Source organism: Pseudomonas saliphila (assembly GCF_008638345.1).
GTDB classification, from domain to species: Bacteria; Pseudomonadota; Gammaproteobacteria; order Pseudomonadales; family Pseudomonadaceae; genus Halopseudomonas; species Halopseudomonas saliphila.
In genome coordinates this window covers 26,457-49,682 of the sequence record NZ_VTVA01000013.1, presented here as the reverse complement: position 1 = coordinate 49,682, position 23,226 = coordinate 26,457, and the positions used below count along the sequence as shown (strand labels likewise).

Sequence of the window (23,226 nt, the reverse complement as noted above, 5' to 3'; positions counted from 1 at the left end):
CTCCTGCCGACTTTTCGCACATAGACAACCGCCGTCTGCGCCCTGAACCCTGATTGGTGGCATCGACAGACCAAACGGCATTGCTGTATTGGAGCCTTGCCGGGCCTTCGCGTTCATAACCTGATATACGGGCCGTCTATACGGGGCTGTGCTGCTTGCCCTGAATGGGTGATGACTTCATGCTTTCGCGCTGCACTCAAGGAATCACCTAGCCCATGACTACTGACAGCGTCTTCGAATGTTCACTTTCACCCCGTTTTACCGACCTGGACACCTGGCGTCACGTCAACAATTCCCGAGTCTACCAGCTGCATCAGGAGGCGCGGCTGCGCGCCCATCTTGCGCAGTTCGGCGCCGATGCCTGGTTTTCCGATGATGTGCGCCTGCGGCCGCTGCGCAGCATAACCAATTACCGCCTGGTCACCTGGTACGGCAGCGATGTGCAGGCCCGCGTGCAGGTATTGGCGTGCGATGCCGGCAGCTATCGGGTGCGCAGCGAGCTGTTTCAGAATGGCGATCATGTCGGCAGCCAGGATTGCCTGATTGGCGCTTTCAGCCAGCATGAACGGGTCGCGTTGCCGACGGCTGTACGCCAGGTGTTGCAGACCAGAGTTCTGGGTGAGCCCGAGCCCATGCCAGCCGCAAACCACCACGACTTTCTGCAGCACGCTGCGGCATTTCCGGTGACCTGCCAACTGACGCCCCGCTACGGCGATCTGGATGTCGATACCCAGCGCAGCGAAGCGGCCCTGGCCCAATATATGGAACAGGCCCGTTATAACGGCGTCAGGCAACTGGATTTCGGCGGCCTGGGGGTGCTGGTCGCGTCCGTGGATATCATCTTCGAGCACTACCGGCCCGACATCGCCACCATGAACCTTGCGGCTGCCATCAATCGCATCGGCAACAGCTCCTTCGTGTTCACCGGCTATGCGGCCAACCAGCTCGGTATTCAGGCAGCCGCCAACAGCGTGATGGTCGTCATCGATATCGCATCCAACCGCCCGGTGCCTATTACCCCGGCAATACGCCAGCAGCTGGAAAACATGATGCTCTGAGCTGTGACGTGGATCTCATTTCGATTAGTTGACAGTTGAACGGAACCAAGTGCCCGCGCTGTCATCAGATTGCTGGCAATCGTTGTACAGGTCACTAAATCCCGACTATTTTCCTATTGTGGCAGCAAGCATGTTGCCACTGTATTCCTGAATGTCTGCCCATTGGACGGGCTTCCTGTGAGGGCAAGCTAACAATGAGACCGACGCTCGGCTGGATGCCGAATTGGCTATTATGTTGCGTGTTTTTTTTGTCGGTTCCGACTCATGCTCAACAATCACCAGAAAACCAGCCCGACGATTTGCCTGTCAGTGAGGCACCCGCTGCGCAATATATAACCCGCACGCTGGGGTCGCTGGGGCACTATCAGGGTCTGCAACAAATCACTGCCGAAGGCAGCGTTGCCTTCAAACTGCCCATGCCCCTTGACGCGCAGGTTAGCGAGCCCAGGCTCGAGCTCCACTACTCCCCCGCTGACTGGCTAGGTCCGGATGCTTCTTTGCAGGTGTTGCTGAACGGCACGCCGCGGGAAAATATCGGCGTGGCCGACATGGCCCTCAGGGAGGATGGCAATCTCTTGCCCGCCGACGAGGGGGAAGCCTCAGCCAGAACCCGAATACTGTCAGTCCCGCTCCAGGAAGAAGATCTGCGCCTGCCCTATCTGCAGGTTCGCGTACGCGCCAGATCCAGCGTTCCCATGGACCGTTGCACATCGCCACGCGCGCAGCAGACCTATCTGACCATCGAACCCGAAACCGCCGTGGCCTACCAGCTTGACCAGGGCCCGGCGCCGAGTGTGCGCGGCTACATAAGTACCCTGCCGCATCAGGTGCGCATTGCCATTTCCCAGCCTGCGCCCGATCCGGAAGCTCTGCGCGCCGCCTGGCTGTTGACCCACGAGTTGCAGGAACGCGGCCATGATGTCGAGCACACCGGACTGGATGATGGCGCCGACATTGTTATCGCCACGCGTAGAGAACTCGCACAAACCGGCGTGCGACTCTCCGCCGGTCACAACATCGACGTCGTAGCGCCCGACCCGCAGCAGCCCACTGCACGCGTGCTCGCGGTAACCGAACCTTTCTTCATTGATGCCCTTGCCGATCCCTGGGGCGCGCTGCTGACCAGCTCCGGCTATCCTGAAAGCATCAGCTCACCAGCACCGACCGCCAGCGGCAAATCGGTCCCGGTCTGGCAACTTGGCGTGGACAGTGATGCGCGCCCCTTTGCTGACCGCGCCGAATGGGCCATAGATACCAAAGCACTGCCGGCCGGTCGCCGGCCAACCGCGCTGGACCTTAATCTGATCGTGCCGCCCAGCTCCGCCGAGCAACCGCTGACGCTGTATGTGATGCAGGACAATATGTTGCGCGCCGTGCAGGCCCTGTCGACCGATGGTGGCCCGCAGACGGTGCGGGTCAGCTTGAACGAGGTCAATCCGGCCGCCTCCGAGCCAATTCGCGTCTTGCTGATCCGCCCAGGCGCCGAGTGCACCGCCGCACCGCCCTCGGGTTACGCACAGCTGCTTGATTCCTCTGCGGTGGAAACCAGACCCGCCGGCGGCCAGTCACAGAGTGTAGCGGCCTTCGGGTATGAGCTGGCCGACCGTTACTTCGTGCACTTGCCGCCCGATGCACTGGGCCGGCCTCACGAATGGGTCAGCGTGCTGGCGTCCCTGGGCCGCAGCCTGGAGCTGGACCCGCGCATGGCAGAGTTTGTCAGCACCTCGATGGCCCCCGGCGGCGATCGTCCGTTCATCTGGCTGGGCTCACAGCCGCCGGAGGGTTTCGATGCCTCCATTGCCGTCGATCAGGGCCGCGTGCGGGTACGCGACAATGAAGGCAAAATTCTGCTGGATTCCGGCGAGTTGCCGGGCACCAGTTTCGCCAGCCTGCTGCGCAGTGGCTCCCAACGGGGCATCTGGTTGCGCGCGCTGGACGACGGATTGCCAAGGGTGCCGCCAGGGCTGGAACAAAGTACCGGCGACCTGGTGTTTGGTGATGAACGGGGCGTGCTGGTATCGCTGGATACCAGAGACTATGCCCTGATGAAGGTGGAATATCCGGACTACTCGACCTGGTGGGAACGTGTCGCGCGCTATCGCGGTTGGCTGTTCGTCATTGGCTGGGTGGTATTGACTCTGGTGACCATTGTGGTCTCCCGAAGAATAAGGAAAAAATCATGAAGACCCTCCCCTTTCTCAGACCTGCCCTGTGCAGAGTTGTCGCCGCCTCGCTGTTGTCGCTGCCGGTTACCACGCCGGTGCTGGCAAACGCCTGGGTACAGGAAGAAGGCAAGACGCTAGCGATCCTCAAGCTTAGCCATACTGACGATACCGACGTGTTCGACAGCAGTGGCGACCACACGCATTTCGACTTCGATGGCCGCAGTCGCCAGGACCAGATCAACCTCTATATTGAGCATGGCCTGACGCCGGACCTGACGCTGGTCGGCAACTTCTACTTTAATGAAGTGCGCTTTCGCAGCAACAACCTGCCCGCCGACTTTGACGACACCACACGGGGCTTCGGCGACCAGGAATTCGGCGTCCGCTATCGCCTGAATCCGGGTTTCAGTGAGGACTGGGTCGGCTCCCTTCAGGCCCTCGTCAGCGTGCCTACCTACAGCGAAAATGCTGACGTAGCGCTGGGCGAAGGCGGCTATCACTTCGAGCTGCGCTACAGCGTTGGCCGAGGCTTCATGCTCGGTGAGCGTTCCGGCTATATCGACGCCGGCATCGCCGGGCGCAAGCGCACCGGTAATCCGGCAGATGAAATCCGCGCCGATGCGACCGTTGGTCTGGCACTGACACCGAAGCTCATGATCATCGGCGAGTTCAATCATATTGAAGGCCTGGGCAACGACAGTGGTAATAACGAACCGGAGCCGGGGGCCAATGAAGACCTCGTCTACATCAACAGCACCGACTACGACCTGACCAAGCTGTCGCTGTCTGGCCTCTACTCATTGTCCGATGGCATGCAGTTGCAGGCAGGGTATATGCAGCCGGTAGACGGCCGTAACACCGGCGCCGCAGGCGGGCCCTTTGTCGCTGCATGGTGGAGATTCTAAAGATGGTTTCTGGCAGTAACGCTTTTGCCGTCGGACGCGTGCCGGATTCCGGCGCGCTGCATACGCCGATCGGGCAAAGCATGCTGGACGCCGGCCTGCTGCAGCCCGAGCAGCTGGAGACAGCGCTGCGTCTTCAGAAACGCTGGAACTCGCGGCTGGGCGATATCGTGCTCGCGCACCGCTGGGTGAGCGCATTCTCGTTCTATCGTTTGCTGTCCGCGCAGTTTGGTCTGAGCTTTGTGAATCTGCTGGAAAAACCCGTGGAAGTAACCGTGGACCGCGCGTTATTCCCTGAATTTGCGCAGCGACTGGCCATGCCGTGGCGCCGCCAATATGGCCATCTTGTAATAGCGGTGGCCGATCCGACGCCTGAAGTATTTGAATGGGCACGCAAAACCTTTGGCGAGGATGTGCTGTTCGTCGGCACCTCGAAATTCGACATCCTCTGGAGCCTGCAACAGGGCGCCGAGCACCAGCTGACCAGTGATGCGCGGAACCTGCTGGCCGAGCGCACACCTGAGCATTCCGCGCGCCAGGTCATCACCCAGCCGCAACTGCTGGTGCTTTATCTGCTGCTGAGCGTGACCTTGCTGGGCCTGGCCTTCTTCCCGATCAACACCATCATCGCCCTCAATGCGCTGATCACCGTGGCCTTCCTGAGCACCTTTGGCTTGCGCTTCATGCTGGTATGGTTCGGTGCCAAGCGAAATATTGATATCAAGATCACCGACGAGGAGGTGGCGGAACTGCCCGAGGATGATCTGCCGGTTTATACAGTGCTGGTGCCGATGTACAAGGAACCGGAGGTGCTGCCGATCATCACCAGCGCGCTGCGCAACCTGGACTATCCCACCTCCAAACTGGACATCAAGCTGGTGCTGGAGGAAGACGACAACGACACCATCGATGCGGCCAAGGACCTGGGGCTGGAAGCGATTTTCGAGATCATCCGCGTACCGCCGTCACACCCCAAGACCAAGCCCAAGGCCTGCAATTACGCGCTGCAGTTTGCCCGCGGCGAGCTGATCACCATTTACGATGCCGAAGACAAGCCCGATCCCGACCAGTTGAAACGCGCCGTGCTGGCGTTCCGCAAGGCGGACCCGAACGTCGCCTGCATCCAGGCGCGACTGAATTATTACAATGCGCACGAGAACTGGCTGACCCGCATGTTCGCACTGGAGTACACGCTCTGGTTCGACTTCTATCTGCCGGCGCTGGAGCATCTGCGCATCCCTATTCCACTGGGCGGCACCTCCAACCACTTTCGCCTGGAAGTGTTGCGCGGCGTGAACGCCTGGGATCCCTACAACGTTACCGAGGATGCCGATCTCGGGGTGCGCATGACCCAGCGCGGGTATCGGGTCAGCGTGGTCAACTCGACCACCTATGAAGAGGCCAACGTCAGCGTACCCAACTGGATCCGCCAGCGCTCACGCTGGTTCAAGGGCTACATGCAGACCTGGCTGGTGCACATGCGTGATCCGGTACACCTCTACAAATCCACCGGGTTTCGCGGTTTCTGGGGCTTCCAGTTCTTCATCGGCGGTAACTTTCTCACCGCGCTGGCGGCGCCCTTGTTGTGGGCGATCTACTTTGTCTGGCTGTTCGCCGGGATTCGCCTGTTCGACGTCGCCTTTCCGCCGGTGCTGCTCTATCTCAGCGTATTGAACCTGCTGTTGGGCAACGGCTTTTTCATCTACATGACGCTGGTGGCGGGTTTCAAACATGACTATTTCCGGCTAACCCCCTATGCGCTGACCGTTCCGGCGTACTGGTTGCTGCAATCGATCGCCGCCTACAAGGGCCTCTGGCAGCTCATTCGCAAACCCTTCTACTGGGAAAAGACTACCCATGGCATCAGTAAGTACATGGCTGCCGAACGCAAGGCCGCACTGGAGAAGTAACGCGGCACTTCCGAGCGGCCTGCTGGTCTTTCTGCTCGCCTTGCTGGCGCTGGCGGCGCTCTGCGCGCACCTGCTGGATAATGGTTTCCAGGGCAGCGAGGCACTGGCCCGCTACGCCCGGGTGCTGATCATGCGTGACGCCTCGAAGCTGTATATCGAGGATGTCGGCTTTCTATCGCCGCAGGTATCGCCCTATCTGACCCTGCTGCTGAGCAGCATTCCCGGTATCACCCTGGCCCGCGTGCCCTATCTGATCGATATCGTGCTGGCGTCGTTGTTTGTCACCCTGGTCTGGCGCGATCTTCACAAAGCCCATGGTCTGTTGCTGGCGACGCTGTGGACAGTGCTGCTGGCGGCACACCCGTTCTTTCTCTGGACCGCGCTGTCCGGTCAGGATCTGGTCCTCGGGCTGTTGTGCTTTTACGGGCTCAGCCGTTCCCTGCGGCGCTTTCGCAATGATCCTGAAGTGTTCAGCTATCTGCGGTTTGCCGGCTGGCTGTGCCTGTTGTTCTTTGTCGATACCCGCGCCATGTTCATTGCGGTGGCCCTGGCCCCCTGGCTGGTGCTGATCGCCCCGCCTTCGTTGTTGAAGCGCGCACCCTTGGCTTTCTACCTGGTCTGCTATGTGCCCTTTGTATTCGCGGTGCTGGGCTGGGTGTATCTCAACTGGCTGTTTTTCAGCGACGCGCTGATCTTTCTCAAACAGACCGGCTCGGCATTCCGTGGCGGGTTCGAATCAACCCCTTATCTGCCGTGGCTGCTCGAATTTGGTGGCCAATGGTGGGTGCCGCTGATCTGGCTCACCGCAGCAGGGGCGATGGCCTTTCCTTCGCTGTTGCTGGCCCCCTGGAATGTGCGCGCGCGCGCCTGGATCGGCCCACTGGTCACCGCCGGTGTGGCCATCTGCGCTGGCGCCATGGCGACACTGGTATGGTACACCTCCGAGCCGGTGGAATTTCTCGCGCTGTTGCTCGCCGCCGCAGCGCTGGCCCTGCGCGAAATGCACCACCAGAGAATGGTCGTCACGGCTTTGCTGCTGGCAGGCCTGCCCCTTGGCTGGCTGGTCATGCAACAGATGCCATCACCAGAGATGCAGCCCTGGAGCCAGGCATTGCGTGAGCGGGTGCCCGCCCCTATCACTGACGAAGCGCTGGTCGGCGTATGGCTGGCGGACTCTTCTCTACCGACGCTCATCGACGATCAGACCGGTTACGCGGTGATCGCAGCGCGCGGCAATGGTCGCAATTTGATACTACCCTTCAGCGATCGCTACAAGATGGCGATGGCAACGCCGAGCCGTATGCCGCCGCAAATCGTCGTCGCCGAGCCGGGCAGTCAGCAGGCGATGGAAGATGCAACCAATTTACATTTCCCCGGGATATGGGCCAACGGCCGCCCGGGATATCAACTAGCGTATGAACGAGGGGCATGGCGGGTATGGCAAAAAGAAGATTTATCGCGCTTGCGTTGATGTTGCTCCCCGCATTGGGTTTCGCGCAGGAGACCGACATGTGGATGGGCGCCAACGTAAAATTATCCGATAATGCCCCGTGGGGCAGCGATGCAGCGCAGGAATCAATGGAACGCCTGGCCGCCAGCGGAGCAGAGAAGGCCCTGCTGGTCGCCTTCATGTGGCAAGCGAAGACCGATTCCAATGATCCAGTGATCGGCGGCGACAGCAGCCCGGAACTGGTTGCGGCAGGGTTGCAGCAAATGCGCGAAGCCGGGCTGGCTCCGATTCTCAAGGTCCACTTGTGGATTCCCGAGAGCTGGGCTGGCGAAGCTGACCCAACGGATCGCTTGGCCTGGTTCAACGCCTATCGGGACGGGTTGCTGAAGCTGGCCAAGGTCGCCGAGGATGAAGGCGCTGAAGCGCTGGTCGTCGGCAGCGAGCTGCGCCACCTGCAAAACTCCGGGTACTGGCAACCGGTAGTCACAGCGGTGCGCAAGGTGTATTCCGGCCCCATCGTCTACGTGACGCACAGCCTGGAAAGCGCCGAGGAGTTCCGTTACTGGACGCTGTTTGACGTGGTAGCAACCAGCCTTTACGCGGAGCTGCCGACCGATGAGGAAACCCGCGACGACGAAATGCGCGAAATCTCTGACCGTCTGCATTCGCTGGGCCAGCGCGCACAACGCCGGGTCTGGGTCGCCGAACTGGGTCTGCGATCTGCCACCGGCAGCCTGTCAGCGCCCTGGGAGAGTCCCGAAGAACGGGAGTTGCCGGTCAACCTCGGCCTGCAGAATGAGGTACTGACCAGCTGGCGCGACGCCCTGGACCAGACCGGCAAGATTGACGGCCTGGCCATCTGGGCCTGGTACACCGACCCGAACGCCGGTGGCGTCAACGACACCGACTTCACCATCCAGAACAAACCCGCGCAGGAGATATTCAAGCGGTGACCGGCTCAGAACACGCTGGCTTGTCAACCAGCTTCGCCACGGTGGCAGCCCAGCGCAGAAATGCGTCCTGCGGCACTGGCCGGCTGATCAGGAAACCTTGAATATGATCGCAACGTCGCTCCCGGAGAAAGTTCTCCTGGGAGGCTGTCTCCACTCCTTCGGCCGTAACGGTGATACCCAAGGTATGCGCAAGTCCGATCACCGCTGAAGCAATAGCGTCATCGTCCTCATCAAGGGTCAGATCGCTGACAAAGGTTCGATCCAGCTTCAGTATGTCGACGTCGAAACGCTTCAGGTAGGCCAGGGACGAGTAACCGGTGCCGAAGTCATCAATGGCCACCCGAACACCGAGGTCGTTCAGTTCAAGCAGCGCCTCGGCGCTGCCGCGATCATCGAGCAGCACGCTTTCAGTCACTTCTATTTCCAGTAGATCGGGTGCCAGCCCGGTCACCGACAAGGTTTCCTTCACCGTTGCCACGAAATCGGTCTGACGCAACTGGTGAACCGATAAATTCACAGCCACGCGCACCCCGGGCAAGCCATTGACTTGCCAGATAGCGGCCGCAGCACAAGCCTGCTCGAGCACCCAGCGGCCAACGGGGACGATCAGACGTAGATCTTCAAGCAGCGGAACGAACTCAACTGGACTGACCTCTTCACCCTGCGGAAACCAGCGCAGCAGTGCTTCGGCGCTACTCAGCGTTCCGGATTCGGTATGCAGCTGAGGCTGGAAATACAGCTCGAATTCGCCGAACTCCAGCGCCCTGCGCAGACCATGTTCCAGCTGGAAGCGTCGATCAGCCTGACGATTGAGCTCTTCCGTGTAAAAACAATAGCCATTGCGGCCATGTTCCTTGGCTCGATACATGGCGGCATCGGCACTCTTGAGCAGCGTATCAACATCCTGGGCGTCGCCTGGATACAAGGCGATACCAACGCTGGTCGAGACCGAAACATCCCGGACAGCGAGGCTGAACTTGTCATCAAAGACCTTGAGCAACTGTTCTACGACGTGAATTATCTGGTGAGTAGACTTGATGTCTTCAAGAATGATGGTGAATTCATCACCCCCCAGCCGCGCAACTGTATCCGAGGAGCGCAGCAGGCTGGTTAACCGTTGCGCTACCTGAACCAGCAGATCATCCCCGGCGGCATGGCCCAGGGCATCGTTGATCCACTTGAAGCGATCCAGATCCAGAAACAGCAGAGCCACCGAGTGCCCGCTACGATTGGCATGGCTGATCGCATGTTGCAGACGGTCCTGAAACAGATAGCGGTTCGGCAGTTTGGTCAGATAATCGTAGTTGGCCAGATAGGCCAGTCGCTCCTCAGTCAATCGCCGCTCGGTAATATCGCGAATGGTGCCGACTGCGCGATGATCTCGGGTCTCGGGGTCCTGGAAATGCTCGCCCTGAAATTCAATCAGTCGTTTCTCGCTCCCCACGCCGTTCGTTCGCAGCTCCAGGGTTTGCGGGACATCTGCATAATCCGCGCTGAAAAAGGTCCTCAACCGCGCCTGGGAATCTGGATCGAAGACTTTCACCAGGCTAGCCAGGGGCGCTTCGCTTAGCGCGTGCTTGACCTCCAGGATGCGGTTGAGCTGGTGTGACCATAGCAAGCTGTCGTCCTGCGCGTTCCATTCCCAACTGGCCAGCCCCGCGATCTGCTGGGCGCGAAGCAGGGCTCGGCGATTCCTGCTCAGATCCTTCGACATGGCGTCCAGCAGGTCCAGCACTATGCCCAGCCCCTGATACGCACCCTGTTCGTCGACAAAAATGAAATCTTCAGTAACGGGATATTGAACGTGGGTGGTCACGGAGCCTGCAGCCTCCTCGATGGTCATAGACAAGGGAATCAACAGCGGCGAGCTGTTCATGACATCAATCACTGGTCTGCGACCCCAGAGCTCCCTGCCGTAACGCTGCAAGAAAATATCCTGCAGCCGATAACGACTCACAGTACCGAGCGGGCGATTAGCACCGTCGACAACCGCAAGGGAGAGAAACCGCTGGTTACTCAGAACCAGTATGCGTTCTGCAACCTCGCTTATCTTCATCTCGGGATGAAGGGTGTCGGCTTGTTTGAGCAAGCGCGACAGATCTTTGATAGCCGACACGTATCGCCCCTAGTGATGACAAGTCGAGCATTAAAGCAGTGGCCAATTGCAATTACATGACACTCGGAGTTGCCATCTTAGAGGTGTAGTGCGCCTGCGCTACGTCAGGCCCGTGGAAAGCACCCTCTTGCGGGATGAACCCGGCGCAGTAGCGGTGTCTTTTCACCCCTACCCACTTCGCGCTGTGTGTGTTCATGGCGAATCTTTTCTACAATCGATCCCAACTCCACGCAGCCAATCGGTGACGCATGACTCAACGCACAAGCATCCTCAATCTGCTGAACATTCAGCACCCGATCATCCAGGCGCCGATGGTTGGCGTGTCGACGCCGAAACTGGCGGCTGAGGTGTCCAACGCCGGCGCGCTGGGCTCGATCGGTCTGGGGGGCAGTACGCCGGAACAGGCCCGGGAGCTGATACAGACAACCCGTGCGCTGACAACTGCGCCCTTTAACGTGAACCTGTTCTGCCACCAGCCGGCGCAAGCCAAACCGGGCGTCGAACAGGCCTGGCTGGGGCATATGGCGTCGCTGTTCCGAGCTTACAAAACCGAGCCGCCCGCCTCGCTCAGCCTGGGTTACGTCAGCTTTCTGGAATCTGAAGCCATGCTGCAGGTGTTGCTCGATGAGCGTCCGGCGGTGGTCAGCTTCCACTTCGGTCTGCCACCCAACGAATGGATCAAGCAACTACAAGCTGCCGGCATCACCATTCTGGCCTGCGTCACCACACCTGCTGAAGCCAGGCTGGCCCAGGCCGCACAGGTCAACGCACTGATTGCCCAGGGCATGGAAGCGGGCGGTCACCGCGGCGTGTTCGATCCTGCCGACGACCAGTTGATTGGCACCTTTGCGCTGGTGTCGGTGTTGGCCGAGATGACTGAGCTGCCGATCATCGCGGCTGGCGGCATCATGAACGGCAGCGGTATTGTCGCGTCGCAGAAGCTCGGCGCAGCGGCCGTTCAGATGGGTACCGCATTCGTCTGCTGCCCGGAATCCTCCGCCAACGAGCAGTACCGACAGGCCCTGCAAAGCGAACGTAGCGAGCGCACGGCAATCAGCGCTGACATCTCAGGGCGGCCCGCACGGGGCATGGTCAATCGTCTGTTCACCGATATCGGCGGAGCCCACGCTCCCACGCGCCCCGATTACCCGATTACCTACGACGCGACCAAGGCCTTGAGTGCAGCAGCCATCAGCCAGGGCGACTATGACTTTGCGGTGCAATGGGCCGGCCAGGGCGCGCCGCTATCGCGGGCCATGCCTGCGGCAGAGCTGATCGCGGTGCTGGTGCAGGAAATGCAGACGGCCTGAGGGGCCTTCAGAATCCGAAGGGACCGTTGCTCCACACCAGCGCCACCAGCGCCAGCGTCTCTCCCAGCTCCACCAGCGCACCGGCGGTATCGCCGGTGGTGCCACCCAGACGGTGCTTGAGCAAGGCGCGGTAGACCACCGCGCACAACAGCACTATCACCAGCCAGGCAAGGCCGCCAATAATCATCATGGCGAAGCCGTGTACGAAGAGCACTGCCGGCAACCAGCCGCGCGGCATATGCTCGTAGATGGCTTCGCCCAAACCGCCGGGCCGTACATAGGGCGTGGTCTGCAACAACGCCGGTAATAGCCAGCGGCCAGCCCATGGCGCGACCAGCAGTACCCACCAGAGATTGGATTCGATGATCGTGAGCAGCGCTGCGTACTTCACCAGCAGGGTGAGCAATAGCGCCAACACCCCCATCGGGCCGCAGTTCGGATCCTTCATGATTGCCAGAGTGCGCTCGCGATCGCCGCGCCCGCCGACCCAGGCGTCCACCGTGTCCGCCAGGCCGTCGAGATGCAGGCCGCCGGTAATCAAAACCCAGAAGCCCAGCACCAATGCCGCCTGCAGGGTAATCGGCAAGTCGGCGAGCAACCACTGCACCAGAATCAACAACAAGCCGATAACCAGACCCACCACCGGATACCAGAGCAGCGACGCCCCCGACTCTTCCCCGCGCGGCGGATGTCGCAACCTAATCGGCAGAATGGTCAGGAATTGCAGGGCTATCATCATTGGGGTCATGCAGAACTCTCCGTAAGGCCGCCGTTCTCCGACAGGTGCAACGAAATCAACTGGCCGTGACTGACCTCAACCTGCAACAGATCACGATCGGGCCAGCACCGCGCCCGGGCCAGCAACAAACGCATGACGCCGGCATGGCTGATGATCAGGATACGCCGACCGGCATGCCTACGTTGCAAATCCGCCATGACGGCCAGTACCCGCTGCCGAAATGCGGCAACCGGCTCAGCGCCTGGGGGTGTAAAGGCGTAGGGATCATCCCAGAAACGCGCCAGCAAAGCAGCCTGATCTTGCATCAGATCCCGCGGGTGCCACCCTTCCCACTCGCCGAAGTGCAACTCGCGCAAATCAGCTTGAATCTCCAGGGGAGCGCCGTGCAATTGCGCCAGCTCAGCGGCGAACGTGGCGCAACGCTGCAAGGGTGACGTGACGATCAGATCCCAGCCGGCATGCTGGTGCACCGCCTGGCGCATCTGCTGCCATCCGGTTTGGGTAAGGGCATCATCCAGACTGCCGCGGAAGCCGCCGCCGCGCTCGGTTTCACCGTGGCGCAGCAGTTCAGCGATCATGGTCCGGCTCCGGCGGAAACCGCTGCCTCGTCAAAGGTTGCCATCTCATTGTGAAGATTACAGGCCAACCGCAGCAACGGTAACGCAATTGCCGCGCCGCTGGCCTCCCCAAGACGCATACCGAGGTCAAGCAACGGCCGCGCAGCGAGCGCCGCCAGCACTGCGTCATGCCCTGGCTCAGCACTGCGATGGGCAAACAACAACCAGGGCCGGCAGGAGGGATTGAGTCGCACCGCGCAGAGCGCAGCAACCGAGCAGATGTAGCCGTCAACCAGCACCGGCACGCCGTACTGGGCCGCGGCGATATAGGCACCGATCAACGCGGCGACTTCCAGGCCACCGAGACAGGCCAGGGCATCGAACGGATCGGCCAGTCGCGGCGCATGCAGATTCAACCCCCGCTCAATAACCTTGAGCTTGTGTGCCACGCCCGCGGCATTCAAGCCGGTGCCGGGGCCAACCAGTTGTTGCGGATCCACGCCTAGCAGGGCGCTGGCCAGGGCGCTGGCACTGGTGGTGTTGCCGATGCCCATCTCCCCGGCGATATACAGATCACAACAGCCGTCAATCGCCGCTTCCACCAGCGCATCTCTGCCGGCGTTTAATGCCTGCTGACACTGCACAACCGTCATCGCCGGTCGTTGACTGAAGTTAGCCGTGCCGGGGGCGATATGACGTTGCGTTACCCCGGACGGAGGCGTAATCGGCTGAGCGAGGCCGAGATCGTATACCCGCAGCTGCGCATCCAGTGCACGCGCGAGTACGGCGATTGCTGCGCCACCTCCTGCGAAGTTGTGCAACATCTGGCCGGTAACGGCCTGTGGGAAAGCCGATACGCCCTCTTCTACCACGCCGTGGTCACCCGCAAAGATATCGATACACAGGTAATCAATCACCGGGCGCGAACGTCCCTGCAAGGCCGCCAAGGTAACGGCCAGGTCTTCGAGCATGCCCAGCGAACCGGGCGGCTTGGTCAACTGGCTCTGGCGCGCCAGGCTCTGTTGCTGAATCTGCATATTCGCGTCCTGGGCAATACGCTGCCACCACGCTTCGGTCATGACTTTTCTCCCTTTAATGTCATAGGCAACCCGGCCACACAGAAAGTTACCCGATCGCTGATTTGCGCCAGGCTCTGATGCAGCCAGCCGGCGGCATCGACGTATTGGCGAGTAAGTTCGCCCAGGGGCACCACGCCGAGCCCGGTCTCGTTACTCACCAGAATGATCTCGCCCTTAAGGTGTGGCAGCAGATCGAGCAACTGCTGTTGTTCTTTCTCCATGCGCTGCGGGGCTGGATCCAGCAACAGGTTGGTCAGCCACAGGGTCAGGCAGTCGACCAGCACGCACTGATCGACTTCACACACCCGCTGCAGCGCATCGGCCAATGCCAGTGGTTCCTCAATCAGAGACCATTGCGCAGGGCGCTGCTGCTGATGCATGGCGATGCGCTCGGCCATGGCGGCATCCAGCGCCTGGCTGGTGGCAATGTAGGTCACGGGCAGGTTGGACGCACGGGCGCGCTGCTCAGCCAGCCGGCTTTTGCCCGAACGGGCGCCGCCAAGTATCAGCTCGATCACGTTTTTATTCCTAACAAGGCATCAAGTTTCTGGGTGTCGAGATGGTTTTGCACCAGATCAGCGAGACGGTCGATGTCACGCCCGCGCAGGGCGGCGTAGTCCTGCGTGGCCGGCACAGCGAGGCCTGCCCAGCTCAAGAGTGTGCGGGTGGCCTCGGGCGATTCGAACAGGCCGTGCAGATAGGTGCCGGCAATCTGTCGATCAGCACTGAGCGCGCCGTCCAGTTTTCCACCCTCAAGCCTGACCATGGGCGAGGCCAGCGCCGGACCGCTGCTCACGCCGGCATGTATTTCGTATCCCTGCACCGGCGCTGCATCCATCTCCAGCCAACCCGACACCCGCGCCAGATGCTTGTGCTGGTTGAGGGTCGTGGTGAATCCAAGCAAGCCGAAGCCTTCGGCGCTGCCGGGCGGTCCTTCCAGACCCAGCGGGTCATCGATCTGCGTGCCGAGCATCTGAAATCCACCACAAATGCCCAACAGTCGCCCGCCATAACGCAGATGCCGATTGATCGCGCTGTCCCAGCCCTGTTCCCGGAGAAAGGCCAGGTCAGCCCTGACGCTTTTGGAGCCAGGCAGGATAATCAGATCCGCGGGCGGAATCGGCTCTCCGATACGCACCCACTGCAGATCGACCTGCGGATGCAGACGAAGCGGATCAAAATCGGTGTGATTGCTGATACGCGGCAGCACCGGCACCACCACCCTGAGCACATCGCCGCGCTTGGCAGGCTGCTTGGCATTGATCGCGTCTTCTGCTTCCAGATGCAGGTCATGCAGGTAGGGCAATACGCCCAGCACCGCAATGCCGGTGCGCTGCTCCAGCCAGTCGATGCCCGGCTGCAACAGGCTGATATCCCCCCGAAACCTGTTGATCACAAAACCTTTCACCCGCGCCCGCTCGCTCGACGACAACAGCTCGAGCGTGCCGACCAGATGGGCGAACACACCGCCCTTGTCGATATCGGCAATCAACAGCACCGGGCAGTCCACCGCTTCGGCAAAGCCCATATTGGCGATATCGCCCTCGCGCAGATTGATCTCCGCGGGTGAGCCTGCACCTTCGACCACCACCAGCTGATACTGGCTGGCGAGCCGGTCATGCGAGCCAAGCACCGCCTGCATGGCGATGGTTTTATAGGCGTGGTATTCAACTGCATCCATGCAGCCGACCGCCTGACCCTGAATAATCACCTGGGCGCCGACATCGGTGTTGGGCTTGAGCAGCACCGGGTTCATATCAGTGTGGGGCGCCAGCCCCGCGGCCTCCGCCTGCACCGCCTGGGCGCGGCCGATCTCGCCGCCATCCACCGTAACCGCTGAGTTGAGCGCCATATTCTGTGGTTTGAACGGCACCACACCCATGTCACGCCGCGCCAGCCAGCGGCACAACGCCGTTACCAGCGTGCTTTTGCCGGCATCCGAAGTCGTGCCCTGGACCATTAATGTGGGCATAACACCTCCGGAGAAAGTCCTGCGAGCGCTGATTCCAGGCGTGCCCAGCCGGTTTCACTACCCGGCAGGCCAATGCGCAGCGCTGACAGTTGATCGAACAGCCGCGTCAGTATTCCTTGCTCAGCGAGGGTTCGATGCAGTGCGGTCGCACTGGCATGAGGAATCCACTGAAACAGCGCGCAGCCGCTCTGCGGTGCCAATCCATACGCAGTGAGCAAACTCGCAAGGCGCTGGCTATCGGTATGCATACGCTTGCGCCAGATTTGCTGGGTGGGTTGGTCTGCCAGCGCATGGCGGCCCACATGCCGAGCCGGCCCGCTGATGGTCCAGGGTCCGAGTGTGTCGGCCAGCAGATCAAGCATCCGTTGTTCGGCAAGCACAAAGCCCAGCCGTGCGCCGCCCAGCCCGAAGAACTTGCCCAGCGAGCGCAGCACTATCAGGCCGGGCGTGCCGGTATAGGGCGCCAGACTGTGCGCGGGTGTGGGGTCAACAAAGGCTTCGTCGACAATCAGACAACCGCCACGGCTGGCCAGGCGTAGGTGCCAGTCCAACAACACGGCCGGTGGAAACACCCGGCCGGTCGGATTGTTCGGGTTGACCATCACCAGCACGTCGATAGCGTCGAGCATGTCTTCAATCTCGTCGCCGGACAGCGATACCGGGGCGCTCCCAGCACGCTCCCAGGCATGGCGATGTTCGGCATAACAGGGCTCGATCAGACCCACCCGTCGCCTGGGAAATAACGCCGGTAGCGCCTGGATAGCCGCCTGTGAACCGGCGACAGGCAGCACGTTCTCAGCTTGATAATACTCCCGGGCAGCCTGCTCCAGACCGTCATCGCTCTCCGGCAGACGCTGCCATGCCTGCGCTGGGATCGCAGGGAGTGGCCAGCTGTAAGGCGCAAGACCGGTGGACAGGTCGAGCCAGCCCGCGATTGGAATGTTGTAGGTGATAGCCGCCTGACGTAGACGCCCGCCGTGATCAAGCAAGGTTCAGCCCCCATAATGCCAGTGCAACCAGCAGCCATGAAACGACGCCGCAGCGCACCAGCCGCAGTGCCCGAAAGACATCCGCCGCGCCGGGTGCCGGCCCGGCACCAAGGATCTGGCGCTCATGCATGACGCCGTGGTACATCGCGGGGCCGCCCAGTTGTACGCCCAGTGCGCCGGCACCAGCCGCCATCACCGGGCCGGCGTTAGGACTGTCCCAGCCAGGTGCCTGCTCGCGCCAACAGCGCAGCGCCAGCCGCGACTTGCCACACAGTGCATAGGTCAGCGCGACCAGCCGCGCCGGCATGTAATTGAGCACATCATCGATACGCGCCGCCGCCCAGCCGAACTGCTGGAAGCGTGCAGTGCGATAGCCCCACATCGCATCGAGGGTATTGGCCAGCCGATACAGCACCACACCCGGCGCCCCCAGCAGCGCAAACCAGAACAGGGCGGCAAAGACGGCATCGCTGCCATTTTCCAGAACCGATTCGGTGGCGGCTGCGGCGATGGCAGTCTCATCGAGATCGGCGGTGTTGCGGCTAACGATGCGGCCAACGCTGTCACGCGCAGCAGGCAAATCGCCCGCCGCCAATGCGCGGGCGACGGGCATCGCATGCTCGGCGAGACTGCGATGCCCGATCGCCAGATACAACAGAATCAGTTCGACCAGCCAGCCGATACCCGGCAGCGCGCTGAGTAACCAAGCCAGGCATGTCAGCGGCAATACCGCCAACATCCATGCGTAAAGCCCGGCCCGGCGTTTTGCTGCGCCCCGGTTGAAGCGCGACTCCAGCCCGGAGGCGAGCGCGCCGAACCCCACCAGCGGGTGCCAGCGCCGTGGCTCGCCGAGTAATTGATCCAGCAACACTGCAAGGAGCATGATCAGTGCTGTCAAGGGTGATGCTCCACGCGCAACCCAGTCACGCGCCTTGCCCCCAGCTGTCGGTAAACACCATTTCTTCCAGCGGCCGAGCCTGCGTCCACCCCCGCTGCTCCAACATGGGACGCGCGTAGAACGCCTCGACCGGGCCCAGGCAAAGCACTGCCACGGGCCGCGCAACGCCAGGCATATTCAACAGTTTGGCCAGCGCCTGCGGATCGAACAATGACACCCAGCCCATGCCCAGCCCCTCGGCGCGGGCAGCCAGCCACATGTTCTGGATGGCGCAGGACAGCGAGGCCAGATCCATTTCCGGCAAGGTGCGGCGGCCAAACACATGGGCGTCACGGCCGTCCGGCAATGCCGCAACCAATAGCTCGGCGCACTCGAGAATGCCCTCCACCTTGAGCTGCATGAATTCATCGCTGCGTTCACCCAGGGCTTCCGCGGTGAGTCGGCGTTCGACCTCCACCAGTTGCTGGATACCGCGCCGCAGGGCCGGATTCAGGATACGGATGAACCGCCAGGGCTGCATCAGGCCCACGCTCGGTGCCTGATGCGCGGCCTGCAGCAGGCGCGTCAGCTGCGGCGGCGACACACTGCCACCGCAGAAATGCCGCATGTCCCGTCGCTCGGCAATCGCGCGATAAACCGCTGCCCGCTCCGCTTCTGAAAATGCCTGCGCGCTCATGGTCGCAACAGCGCAGCCGCAGCGTACGGATCGCCCGGCAGATACAGATGGATATAGGAGGCGGTGAGCCGATCAATGCGGTAAACCGCTTCGGCCGTGCGCCGGTAGTTCGGGCACTCGCCACGTACCGCCGGCTCCAGCGCGCAGTGCAGGGATGAATGATGGAAGGTATGCCCGCGCAAGGCCCCTTCGGCGAACACCACCTCCTGCAACGCCAGCGCGGTGAGTCGCTTTTGCATCACGGCCTGTGCCGGCAGTAATCCGACCAGCTCGGCTGACTGGCCTTCGGCATCCGTCAGCGTCTCGCAGAGATAGAGCATGCCGCCACACTCGGCCAGGATCGGCTTACCCGCGCGGTGGTGAGCGCGAATCGCCGCGGCCATATCGGTATTGGCCGACAGCTGCTGCAGGTGCAACTCTGGATAACCACCCGGCAGATACAGGCTGTCGACGTCGGGCAGCACGCTGTCGATCAGCGGCGAGAAGAACTTGAGCTCGGCGCCCATGCGCGTCAGCAATTCGAGGTTGGCCTGATACAAAAACGCAAAGGCCGCATCGCGCGCGACACCAATACGCACGCCCGCCAGCCACGGCTCCACATCCAGGCCCTGCTCGCCTTTGAAGCGAACCGCCTCGGGCAAACGGACGCCGGCGCTGGCTTCCAATGCATCCGCTGCTGCGTCGAGGCGAGCATCGATATCATCCACTTCATCTGCCTGCACCAGACCCAGATGCCGGCTGGGCAAGGCCAGCGCCGGATCACGCGGCAAGGCGCCGTACCAGTGCATGCCGTCAGGCAGACAATCGCGCAGGATTTCGCCGTGGCGAGTACTACCAAGCTTGTTGCCAAGCACCCCGGCAAACGGTAGATCCGGCTGGTAATGCGCCAGTCCATAGGCCATCGCGCCAAAGGTTTGCGCCATGCCGGAGCCGTCAATCACCCCGAGAATCGGCACGCCAAAATGCCGCGCCAGATCTGCCGCTGATGGCGTGCCGTCGAACAGGCCCATTACACCCTCAATCAGAATCAGGTCCGCATCGCCTGCGGCCTGCCACAACAGCTGTCGGCTCTGCGCCTCGCCTACCATCCACAAATCAAGCTGATACACCGGGCGGCCGCTGGCGCGCTGCAGGATCATTGGATCAAGGAAATCCGGCCCGCATTTGAACACCTGCACCTTTCGGCCCTGGCGCGCATGCAGCCGCGCCAGGGCCGCGGTAACGGTGGTCTTGCCCTGCCCGGAGGCCGGTGCGGCAATCAGCAGGGCGGGACAGGAGCGAGTACTCAAAATTCGACCCCCTGCTGCGCCTTGATGCCGGATTTGAACGCATGCTTGACCACGCCCATTTCGGTAACGGTGTCCGCTGCTTCGATCAACGCAGCGGGCGCGCCCCGACCGGTGACCACTACGTGCTGATGCATGGGCCGCGAGTCGATATCACGCAGCACCTGATCGAGATCCAGATACTGGTATTTCAGCGCAATATTCAGCTCGTCCAGCACCACCAGACCTATCGCCGGATCACTCATCAACTCGACGCTTACCTGCCAGGCGGCCTGCGCCTTGGCGATATCGTCCTGGCGGTCCTGGGTCTCCCAGGTAAAGCCGGAACCCATCACGTGGTAGCGCACCTCATCAGGAAAACGCCGGAAGAAGGTCTCCTCGCCGGTACTGCGCGCACCCTTGATGAACTGCACAATGCCGACCTGCATGCCATGGCCCAGCGCCCGCGCCGCCATGCCGAAGGCGGAGCTGCTCTTGCCCTTGCCGTTACCGGTCAGTACCAGCAGCAGGCCGTGTTCGTCCTGCGCCTGGGCGATTTTTTCGTCCATCAGCGCCTTCTTGCGCTGCATGCGCAGGCGATGGCGCTCGTCGCGGCCGGAAATGTCGTTCATATCCGACGATCGTCACTGGCAACTGGCTGACTCGACAGCAGGCGCAGCGCAACGTACACCAGCGCCGCCAGGCCGACGTAAAGCGCCAGGGTGCTCAGGTATTGGGGATAGTAAATGGCGATGCGTTCGAACATCCCGGTCACCGTCTGCGCGCTATGCCGACCCGACAGCCAATAGAAACCACCGCTGGAAAACAACTGACACACCAGCGCACTCACCGCCACCGTAGGCACCAGAATCAGCAGGCTGGAGACATGCTCGCGGTGCCAGCTGGCATACAGGCGGCCACCGAACCAGAGCGCGCCATAGGCCGGCACCAGCGTCCAGTACGCCACCGTCATGCAATGGCTATCGCTGGACCAGCCAGTGGCCTGAAGGTCCATGAACAGCGCCTGAAGAAACAGCAGGGGGAATGCCCAGCGCGGACGCAGCAGCGCCCCTGCCAGAAAAAACACCGCCCAGGACGCACTGGGCAGATTCACAACGCTGAAGTGACTACCACGCGTCATCGCCATCAACAGTACCAGTACAACACCAACAGCCAGCTGGCTGCGTTTGGATAGTGCCAACATACATTTTCCCCTTTTCGTTTCATGGTTAGGGGAGCCTCTGAAGTAGGTATTCAGAGCCTCCTTTAGAGTGGTTGGTAGCGCATGGTCAGATAACCCGCCCGCCCCGGTTGCTGATAGCTGGCGGCGGTTTCGTAGTCGGTATCGAACAGATTGCTGACTCGCGCCTGCAGCCGCCATGCATGGCTGAACCAGTAGGTGGCGCGCAGATCGACGGTGTTGTAGCCGGGCAGCTCAGTGGTGTTGGAGGCGTTATCCCAGCGGTGGCCTTCGGCATGCAGGCTGGCACCCACACCGATGCGTCCGAAGCGTCGATCGATATCCAGATTGAAAAGCTGCTCCGCGCGGCGCGCCAGCAGATCACCCTGCCCCGGACGCGACGAGCGGTTTGCAGGGTCCTGCAAGGTCAGGTTGGTGCGCCAGTCCCAACCCAGCCACCGGCTGTCCAGCTCGAACTCGATGCCCTTGATCACCGCCTTGTCGACGTTCTCCGCCAGGTAGATACCGCCACCCACATTCACGCTGGCGATCAGATCCTCGACCTCGTTGCGAAACAGATTGACCGCCCAGTTGCCCCAGTCATGGTCGCCGCGTAGCCCCGTCTCGAGATTGCGGGAGGTTTCTTCACTGATGTCGGGATTGCCAAAGCCGGGAAAGTACAGCTGGTTGAAGGTTGGCGCCTTGAACGCGGTGCCGTAGCTGGCCACCCATCGCAGGTTTTCGGACAGGGTCAGGCCATAGCCTAGATTGCCGGTGGTGTGCTCACCGTGCTGCTGATTGTCATCGTGGCGCAGGCTCACCTGCCATTCGTGCACACCGCGCTGACCGAGGTACTGGGCGTAGTAACCATCGTTGGTCCGGCGGGACTCGCGGTATTGCGTGGTGCTGCTTACCTCATCGGCCAGGTAGTCATAGCCCACTGTGAGCAGATGACCGGGCGCCAGATCAATATCGTTCTGCCAGCCGAGCGTGTCACGGCGGGTATCGAACCGACTGAAAAACTGATTACCGTTGAAATTGTCGCTCTTGTCTTCGCTGCGTGCGGCCTGCAGCGACACGCGCCATGGCTTGAGCGGCGCAAAGCGTGCATTGACCCCGTGGGTGGTGAGCACTGAATCGGAGTTGGCCTTGTAACCCGAGTCGAAGTCGTTGCTCGAATGGGATTCGAGCACATGCCCCTCCAGCTCCAGGCCGTTATCGAAACGGTAGCCGGCGCGAACATTGCCAGACAGCTCGCGATACCCATCATGATCCGGCTCGCCACGGCTCGGACGCGCATTAATCCCCCGGGTCGACAGGCTGGTTGCACTCAGACTGTACCAGCCATTCCCTACGCCACCGGATACCCCAGCGCTGCCCGCATGATGGCTACGACTGCCCGCAGTCAATGACATCCACGGCTTGACCTCTCCGCCCTTGCCCCGGCGGGTAAAGATCTGGATAACCCCACCGATGGCTTCGGAGCCATACAGACTGGAACGCGGCCCGCGGACAATCTCGATGCGCTCGATCTGTTCCACCGGCAGATTCTGCAAGGCTGCATCACCACTGGTAACCGAACCGATACGCACGCCATCGATCAGCACCAGCACATGCCCTGCGCCACTACCCCGGATGCCAATACCGCCGGCTTTGCCCGGACCGCCATTATTGACCATGCTTACCGATGGGGTACGGCGCAGCAGATCCGGCAGATCGGTGGGTTGAAGACGCTCGATGTCGGCGCGATCAATGCGAGTAACGGCACCCAGACTGGCACCAAGGGACTGGCCGGTCCGCGTTGCGGTAACGACCTGATGCTTCAGGGAAAGGGATTCGGCATGAGACAGGCAGGCAGCGGCCATGAGGGCCAGCGCCAGGGTTGTGTGTGCAAATTTCATCGGTGCTCCGTCACCGTACTCACCCGTACGGCATGGCTGGTAAAAAGCAGCCGCGACGGACAGGGGCAAACGGTTTCGACACAGATGAAATCGCTCCACCCGCAGT

20 protein-coding genes are annotated in these 23,226 nt (G+C 61.4%); 7 read left to right on the top strand and 13 right to left on the bottom strand.

Annotation, left to right across the window (positions count from 1 at the left end; translation table 11 throughout):
• The first annotated feature begins 215 nt into the window (after window positions 1-215).
• The 6 genes from FHK95_RS14170 to FHK95_RS14145 all read left to right on the top strand — a co-directional run bounded on the left by FHK95_RS14170 (window position 216) and on the right by FHK95_RS14145 (window position 8,438).
• The gene (locus FHK95_RS14170; protein WP_150305282.1) at window positions 216-1,058 is read left to right on the top strand and encodes an acyl-CoA thioesterase family protein; all 843 of its coding nucleotides are present in this window, start codon (window positions 216-218) and stop codon (window positions 1,056-1,058) included.
• 299 nt (window positions 1,059-1,357) lie between these two features.
• The gene (locus FHK95_RS14165) at window positions 1,358-3,241 is read left to right on the top strand and encodes a cellulose biosynthesis cyclic di-GMP-binding regulatory protein BcsB (RefSeq protein WP_150305281.1); all 1,884 of its coding nucleotides are present in this window, start codon (window positions 1,358-1,360) and stop codon (window positions 3,239-3,241) included.
• Complete coding sequence (locus FHK95_RS14160; RefSeq protein ID WP_150305280.1) at window positions 3,238-4,128, top strand: transporter; 891 nt, start codon at window positions 3,238-3,240, stop codon at window positions 4,126-4,128. The genes FHK95_RS14165 and FHK95_RS14160 overlap by 4 nt, the downstream gene beginning before the upstream one ends.
• A 2-nt stretch (window positions 4,129-4,130) precedes the next feature.
• Window positions 4,131-6,035: a glycosyltransferase family 2 protein gene (locus FHK95_RS14155; RefSeq protein ID WP_150305279.1), complete on the top strand. Its 1,905-nt coding sequence runs from the start codon at window positions 4,131-4,133 to the stop codon at window positions 6,033-6,035.
• Window positions 5,983-7,506: a hypothetical protein gene (locus tag FHK95_RS14150; RefSeq protein WP_150305278.1), complete on the top strand. Its 1,524-nt coding sequence runs from the start codon at window positions 5,983-5,985 to the stop codon at window positions 7,504-7,506. The genes FHK95_RS14155 and FHK95_RS14150 overlap by 53 nt, the downstream gene beginning before the upstream one ends.
• The gene (locus FHK95_RS14145) at window positions 7,473-8,438 is read left to right on the top strand and encodes a glycoside hydrolase family 113 (protein WP_206668582.1); all 966 of its coding nucleotides are present in this window, start codon (window positions 7,473-7,475) and stop codon (window positions 8,436-8,438) included. The genes FHK95_RS14150 and FHK95_RS14145 overlap by 34 nt, the downstream gene beginning before the upstream one ends.
• Here the strand turns inward: FHK95_RS14145 and FHK95_RS14140 are convergent.
• Window positions 8,428-10,554 carry a putative bifunctional diguanylate cyclase/phosphodiesterase gene (locus tag FHK95_RS14140; protein ID WP_150305277.1) on the bottom strand — a complete coding sequence of 709 codons (2,127 nt, stop codon included), beginning with the start codon at window positions 10,552-10,554 and terminating at the stop codon, window positions 8,428-8,430. The genes FHK95_RS14145 and FHK95_RS14140 overlap by 11 nt on opposite strands.
• A 248-nt stretch (window positions 10,555-10,802) precedes the next feature.
• Between FHK95_RS14140 and FHK95_RS14135 the strand changes: the two genes are divergently transcribed.
• The gene (locus tag FHK95_RS14135; RefSeq protein ID WP_150305276.1) at window positions 10,803-11,864 is read left to right on the top strand and encodes an NAD(P)H-dependent flavin oxidoreductase; all 1,062 of its coding nucleotides are present in this window, start codon (window positions 10,803-10,805) and stop codon (window positions 11,862-11,864) included.
• Window positions 11,865-11,871: 7 nt separating this feature from the next.
• Here the strand turns inward: FHK95_RS14135 and FHK95_RS14130 are convergent, their stop codons facing one another.
• The 12 genes from FHK95_RS14130 to btuB all read right to left on the bottom strand — a co-directional run bounded on the left by FHK95_RS14130 (window position 11,872) and on the right by btuB (window position 23,120).
• A complete protein-coding gene (locus tag FHK95_RS14130; RefSeq protein WP_150305275.1) occupies window positions 11,872-12,612 on the bottom strand; it encodes an adenosylcobinamide-GDP ribazoletransferase in 741 nt (246 codons plus the stop codon).
• The gene (locus tag FHK95_RS14125) at window positions 12,609-13,181 is read right to left on the bottom strand and encodes a histidine phosphatase family protein (RefSeq protein WP_150305274.1); all 573 of its coding nucleotides are present in this window, start codon (window positions 13,179-13,181) and stop codon (window positions 12,609-12,611) included. The genes FHK95_RS14130 and FHK95_RS14125 overlap by 4 nt, the downstream gene beginning before the upstream one ends.
• Window positions 13,178-14,239: a nicotinate-nucleotide--dimethylbenzimidazole phosphoribosyltransferase gene (cobT, locus tag FHK95_RS14120; protein ID WP_150305273.1), complete on the bottom strand. Its 1,062-nt coding sequence runs from the start codon at window positions 14,237-14,239 to the stop codon at window positions 13,178-13,180. Before cobT ends, FHK95_RS14125 begins: the two co-directional genes overlap by 4 nt.
• On the bottom strand, window positions 14,236-14,757 hold the full coding sequence (gene cobU, locus FHK95_RS14115; RefSeq protein WP_150305272.1) for a bifunctional adenosylcobinamide kinase/adenosylcobinamide-phosphate guanylyltransferase: 522 nt from the start codon (window positions 14,755-14,757) through the stop codon (window positions 14,236-14,238). The genes cobT and cobU overlap by 4 nt, the downstream gene beginning before the upstream one ends.
• Window positions 14,754-16,211 (bottom strand): cobyric acid synthase, encoded by a 1,458-nt coding sequence (locus FHK95_RS14110; protein ID WP_150305271.1) that lies wholly within the window; start codon window positions 16,209-16,211, stop codon window positions 14,754-14,756. The genes cobU and FHK95_RS14110 overlap by 4 nt, the downstream gene beginning before the upstream one ends.
• On the bottom strand, window positions 16,199-17,200 hold the full coding sequence (gene cobD, locus FHK95_RS14105) for a threonine-phosphate decarboxylase CobD (protein WP_150305270.1): 1,002 nt from the start codon (window positions 17,198-17,200) through the stop codon (window positions 16,199-16,201). Before cobD ends, FHK95_RS14110 begins: the two co-directional genes overlap by 13 nt.
• A complete protein-coding gene (gene cbiB, locus FHK95_RS14100) occupies window positions 17,193-18,098 on the bottom strand; it encodes an adenosylcobinamide-phosphate synthase CbiB (protein ID WP_150305269.1) in 906 nt (301 codons plus the stop codon). Before cbiB ends, cobD begins: the two co-directional genes overlap by 8 nt.
• Before the next feature lie 25 nt (window positions 18,099-18,123).
• Complete coding sequence (gene bluB, locus FHK95_RS14095) at window positions 18,124-18,774, bottom strand: 5,6-dimethylbenzimidazole synthase (protein ID WP_150305268.1); 651 nt, start codon at window positions 18,772-18,774, stop codon at window positions 18,124-18,126.
• On the bottom strand, window positions 18,771-20,063 hold the full coding sequence (locus FHK95_RS14090; RefSeq protein WP_150305267.1) for a cobyrinate a,c-diamide synthase: 1,293 nt from the start codon (window positions 20,061-20,063) through the stop codon (window positions 18,771-18,773). Before FHK95_RS14090 ends, bluB begins: the two co-directional genes overlap by 4 nt.
• The gene (cobO, locus tag FHK95_RS14085) at window positions 20,060-20,671 is read right to left on the bottom strand and encodes a cob(I)yrinic acid a,c-diamide adenosyltransferase (RefSeq protein WP_150305266.1); all 612 of its coding nucleotides are present in this window, start codon (window positions 20,669-20,671) and stop codon (window positions 20,060-20,062) included. Before cobO ends, FHK95_RS14090 begins: the two co-directional genes overlap by 4 nt.
• Window positions 20,668-21,243 (bottom strand): hypothetical protein, encoded by a 576-nt coding sequence (locus tag FHK95_RS14080; RefSeq protein ID WP_150305265.1) that lies wholly within the window; start codon window positions 21,241-21,243, stop codon window positions 20,668-20,670. Before FHK95_RS14080 ends, cobO begins: the two co-directional genes overlap by 4 nt.
• 62 nt (window positions 21,244-21,305) lie before the next feature.
• On the bottom strand, window positions 21,306-23,120 hold the full coding sequence (gene btuB, locus FHK95_RS14075) for a TonB-dependent vitamin B12 receptor (protein ID WP_150305264.1): 1,815 nt from the start codon (window positions 23,118-23,120) through the stop codon (window positions 21,306-21,308).
• Window positions 23,121-23,226: the final 106 nt, after the last annotated feature.

Coding starts and splice junctions, on each gene's coding strand:
- FHK95_RS14170 (WP_150305282.1), top strand. CDS start 216: ATGACTACTGACAGCGTCTTCGAATGTTCACTTTCACCCCGTTTTACC.
- FHK95_RS14160 (WP_150305280.1), top strand. CDS start 3,238: ATGAAGACCCTCCCCTTTCTCAGACCTGCCCTGTGCAGAGTTGTCGCC.
- FHK95_RS14155 (WP_150305279.1), top strand. CDS start 4,131: ATGGTTTCTGGCAGTAACGCTTTTGCCGTCGGACGCGTGCCGGATTCC.
- FHK95_RS14150 (WP_150305278.1), top strand. CDS start 5,983: ATGGCATCAGTAAGTACATGGCTGCCGAACGCAAGGCCGCACTGGAGA.
- FHK95_RS14145 (WP_206668582.1), top strand. CDS start 7,473: ATGGCAAAAAGAAGATTTATCGCGCTTGCGTTGATGTTGCTCCCCGCA.
- FHK95_RS14135 (WP_150305276.1), top strand. CDS start 10,803: ATGACTCAACGCACAAGCATCCTCAATCTGCTGAACATTCAGCACCCG.
- FHK95_RS14130 (WP_150305275.1), bottom strand. CDS start 12,612: ATGACCCCAATGATGATAGCCCTGCAATTCCTGACCATTCTGCCGATT.
- FHK95_RS14125 (WP_150305274.1), bottom strand. CDS start 13,181: ATGATCGCTGAACTGCTGCGCCACGGTGAAACCGAGCGCGGCGGCGGC.
- cobT (WP_150305273.1), bottom strand. CDS start 14,239: ATGACCGAAGCGTGGTGGCAGCGTATTGCCCAGGACGCGAATATGCAG.
- FHK95_RS14110 (WP_150305271.1), bottom strand. CDS start 16,211: ATGCCCACATTAATGGTCCAGGGCACGACTTCGGATGCCGGCAAAAGC.
- bluB (WP_150305268.1), bottom strand. CDS start 18,774: ATGAGCGCGCAGGCATTTTCAGAAGCGGAGCGGGCAGCGGTTTATCGC.
- cobO (WP_150305266.1), bottom strand. CDS start 20,671: ATGAACGACATTTCCGGCCGCGACGAGCGCCATCGCCTGCGCATGCAG.
- FHK95_RS14080 (WP_150305265.1), bottom strand. CDS start 21,243: ATGTTGGCACTATCCAAACGCAGCCAGCTGGCTGTTGGTGTTGTACTG.
- btuB (WP_150305264.1), bottom strand. CDS start 23,120: ATGAAATTTGCACACACAACCCTGGCGCTGGCCCTCATGGCCGCTGCC.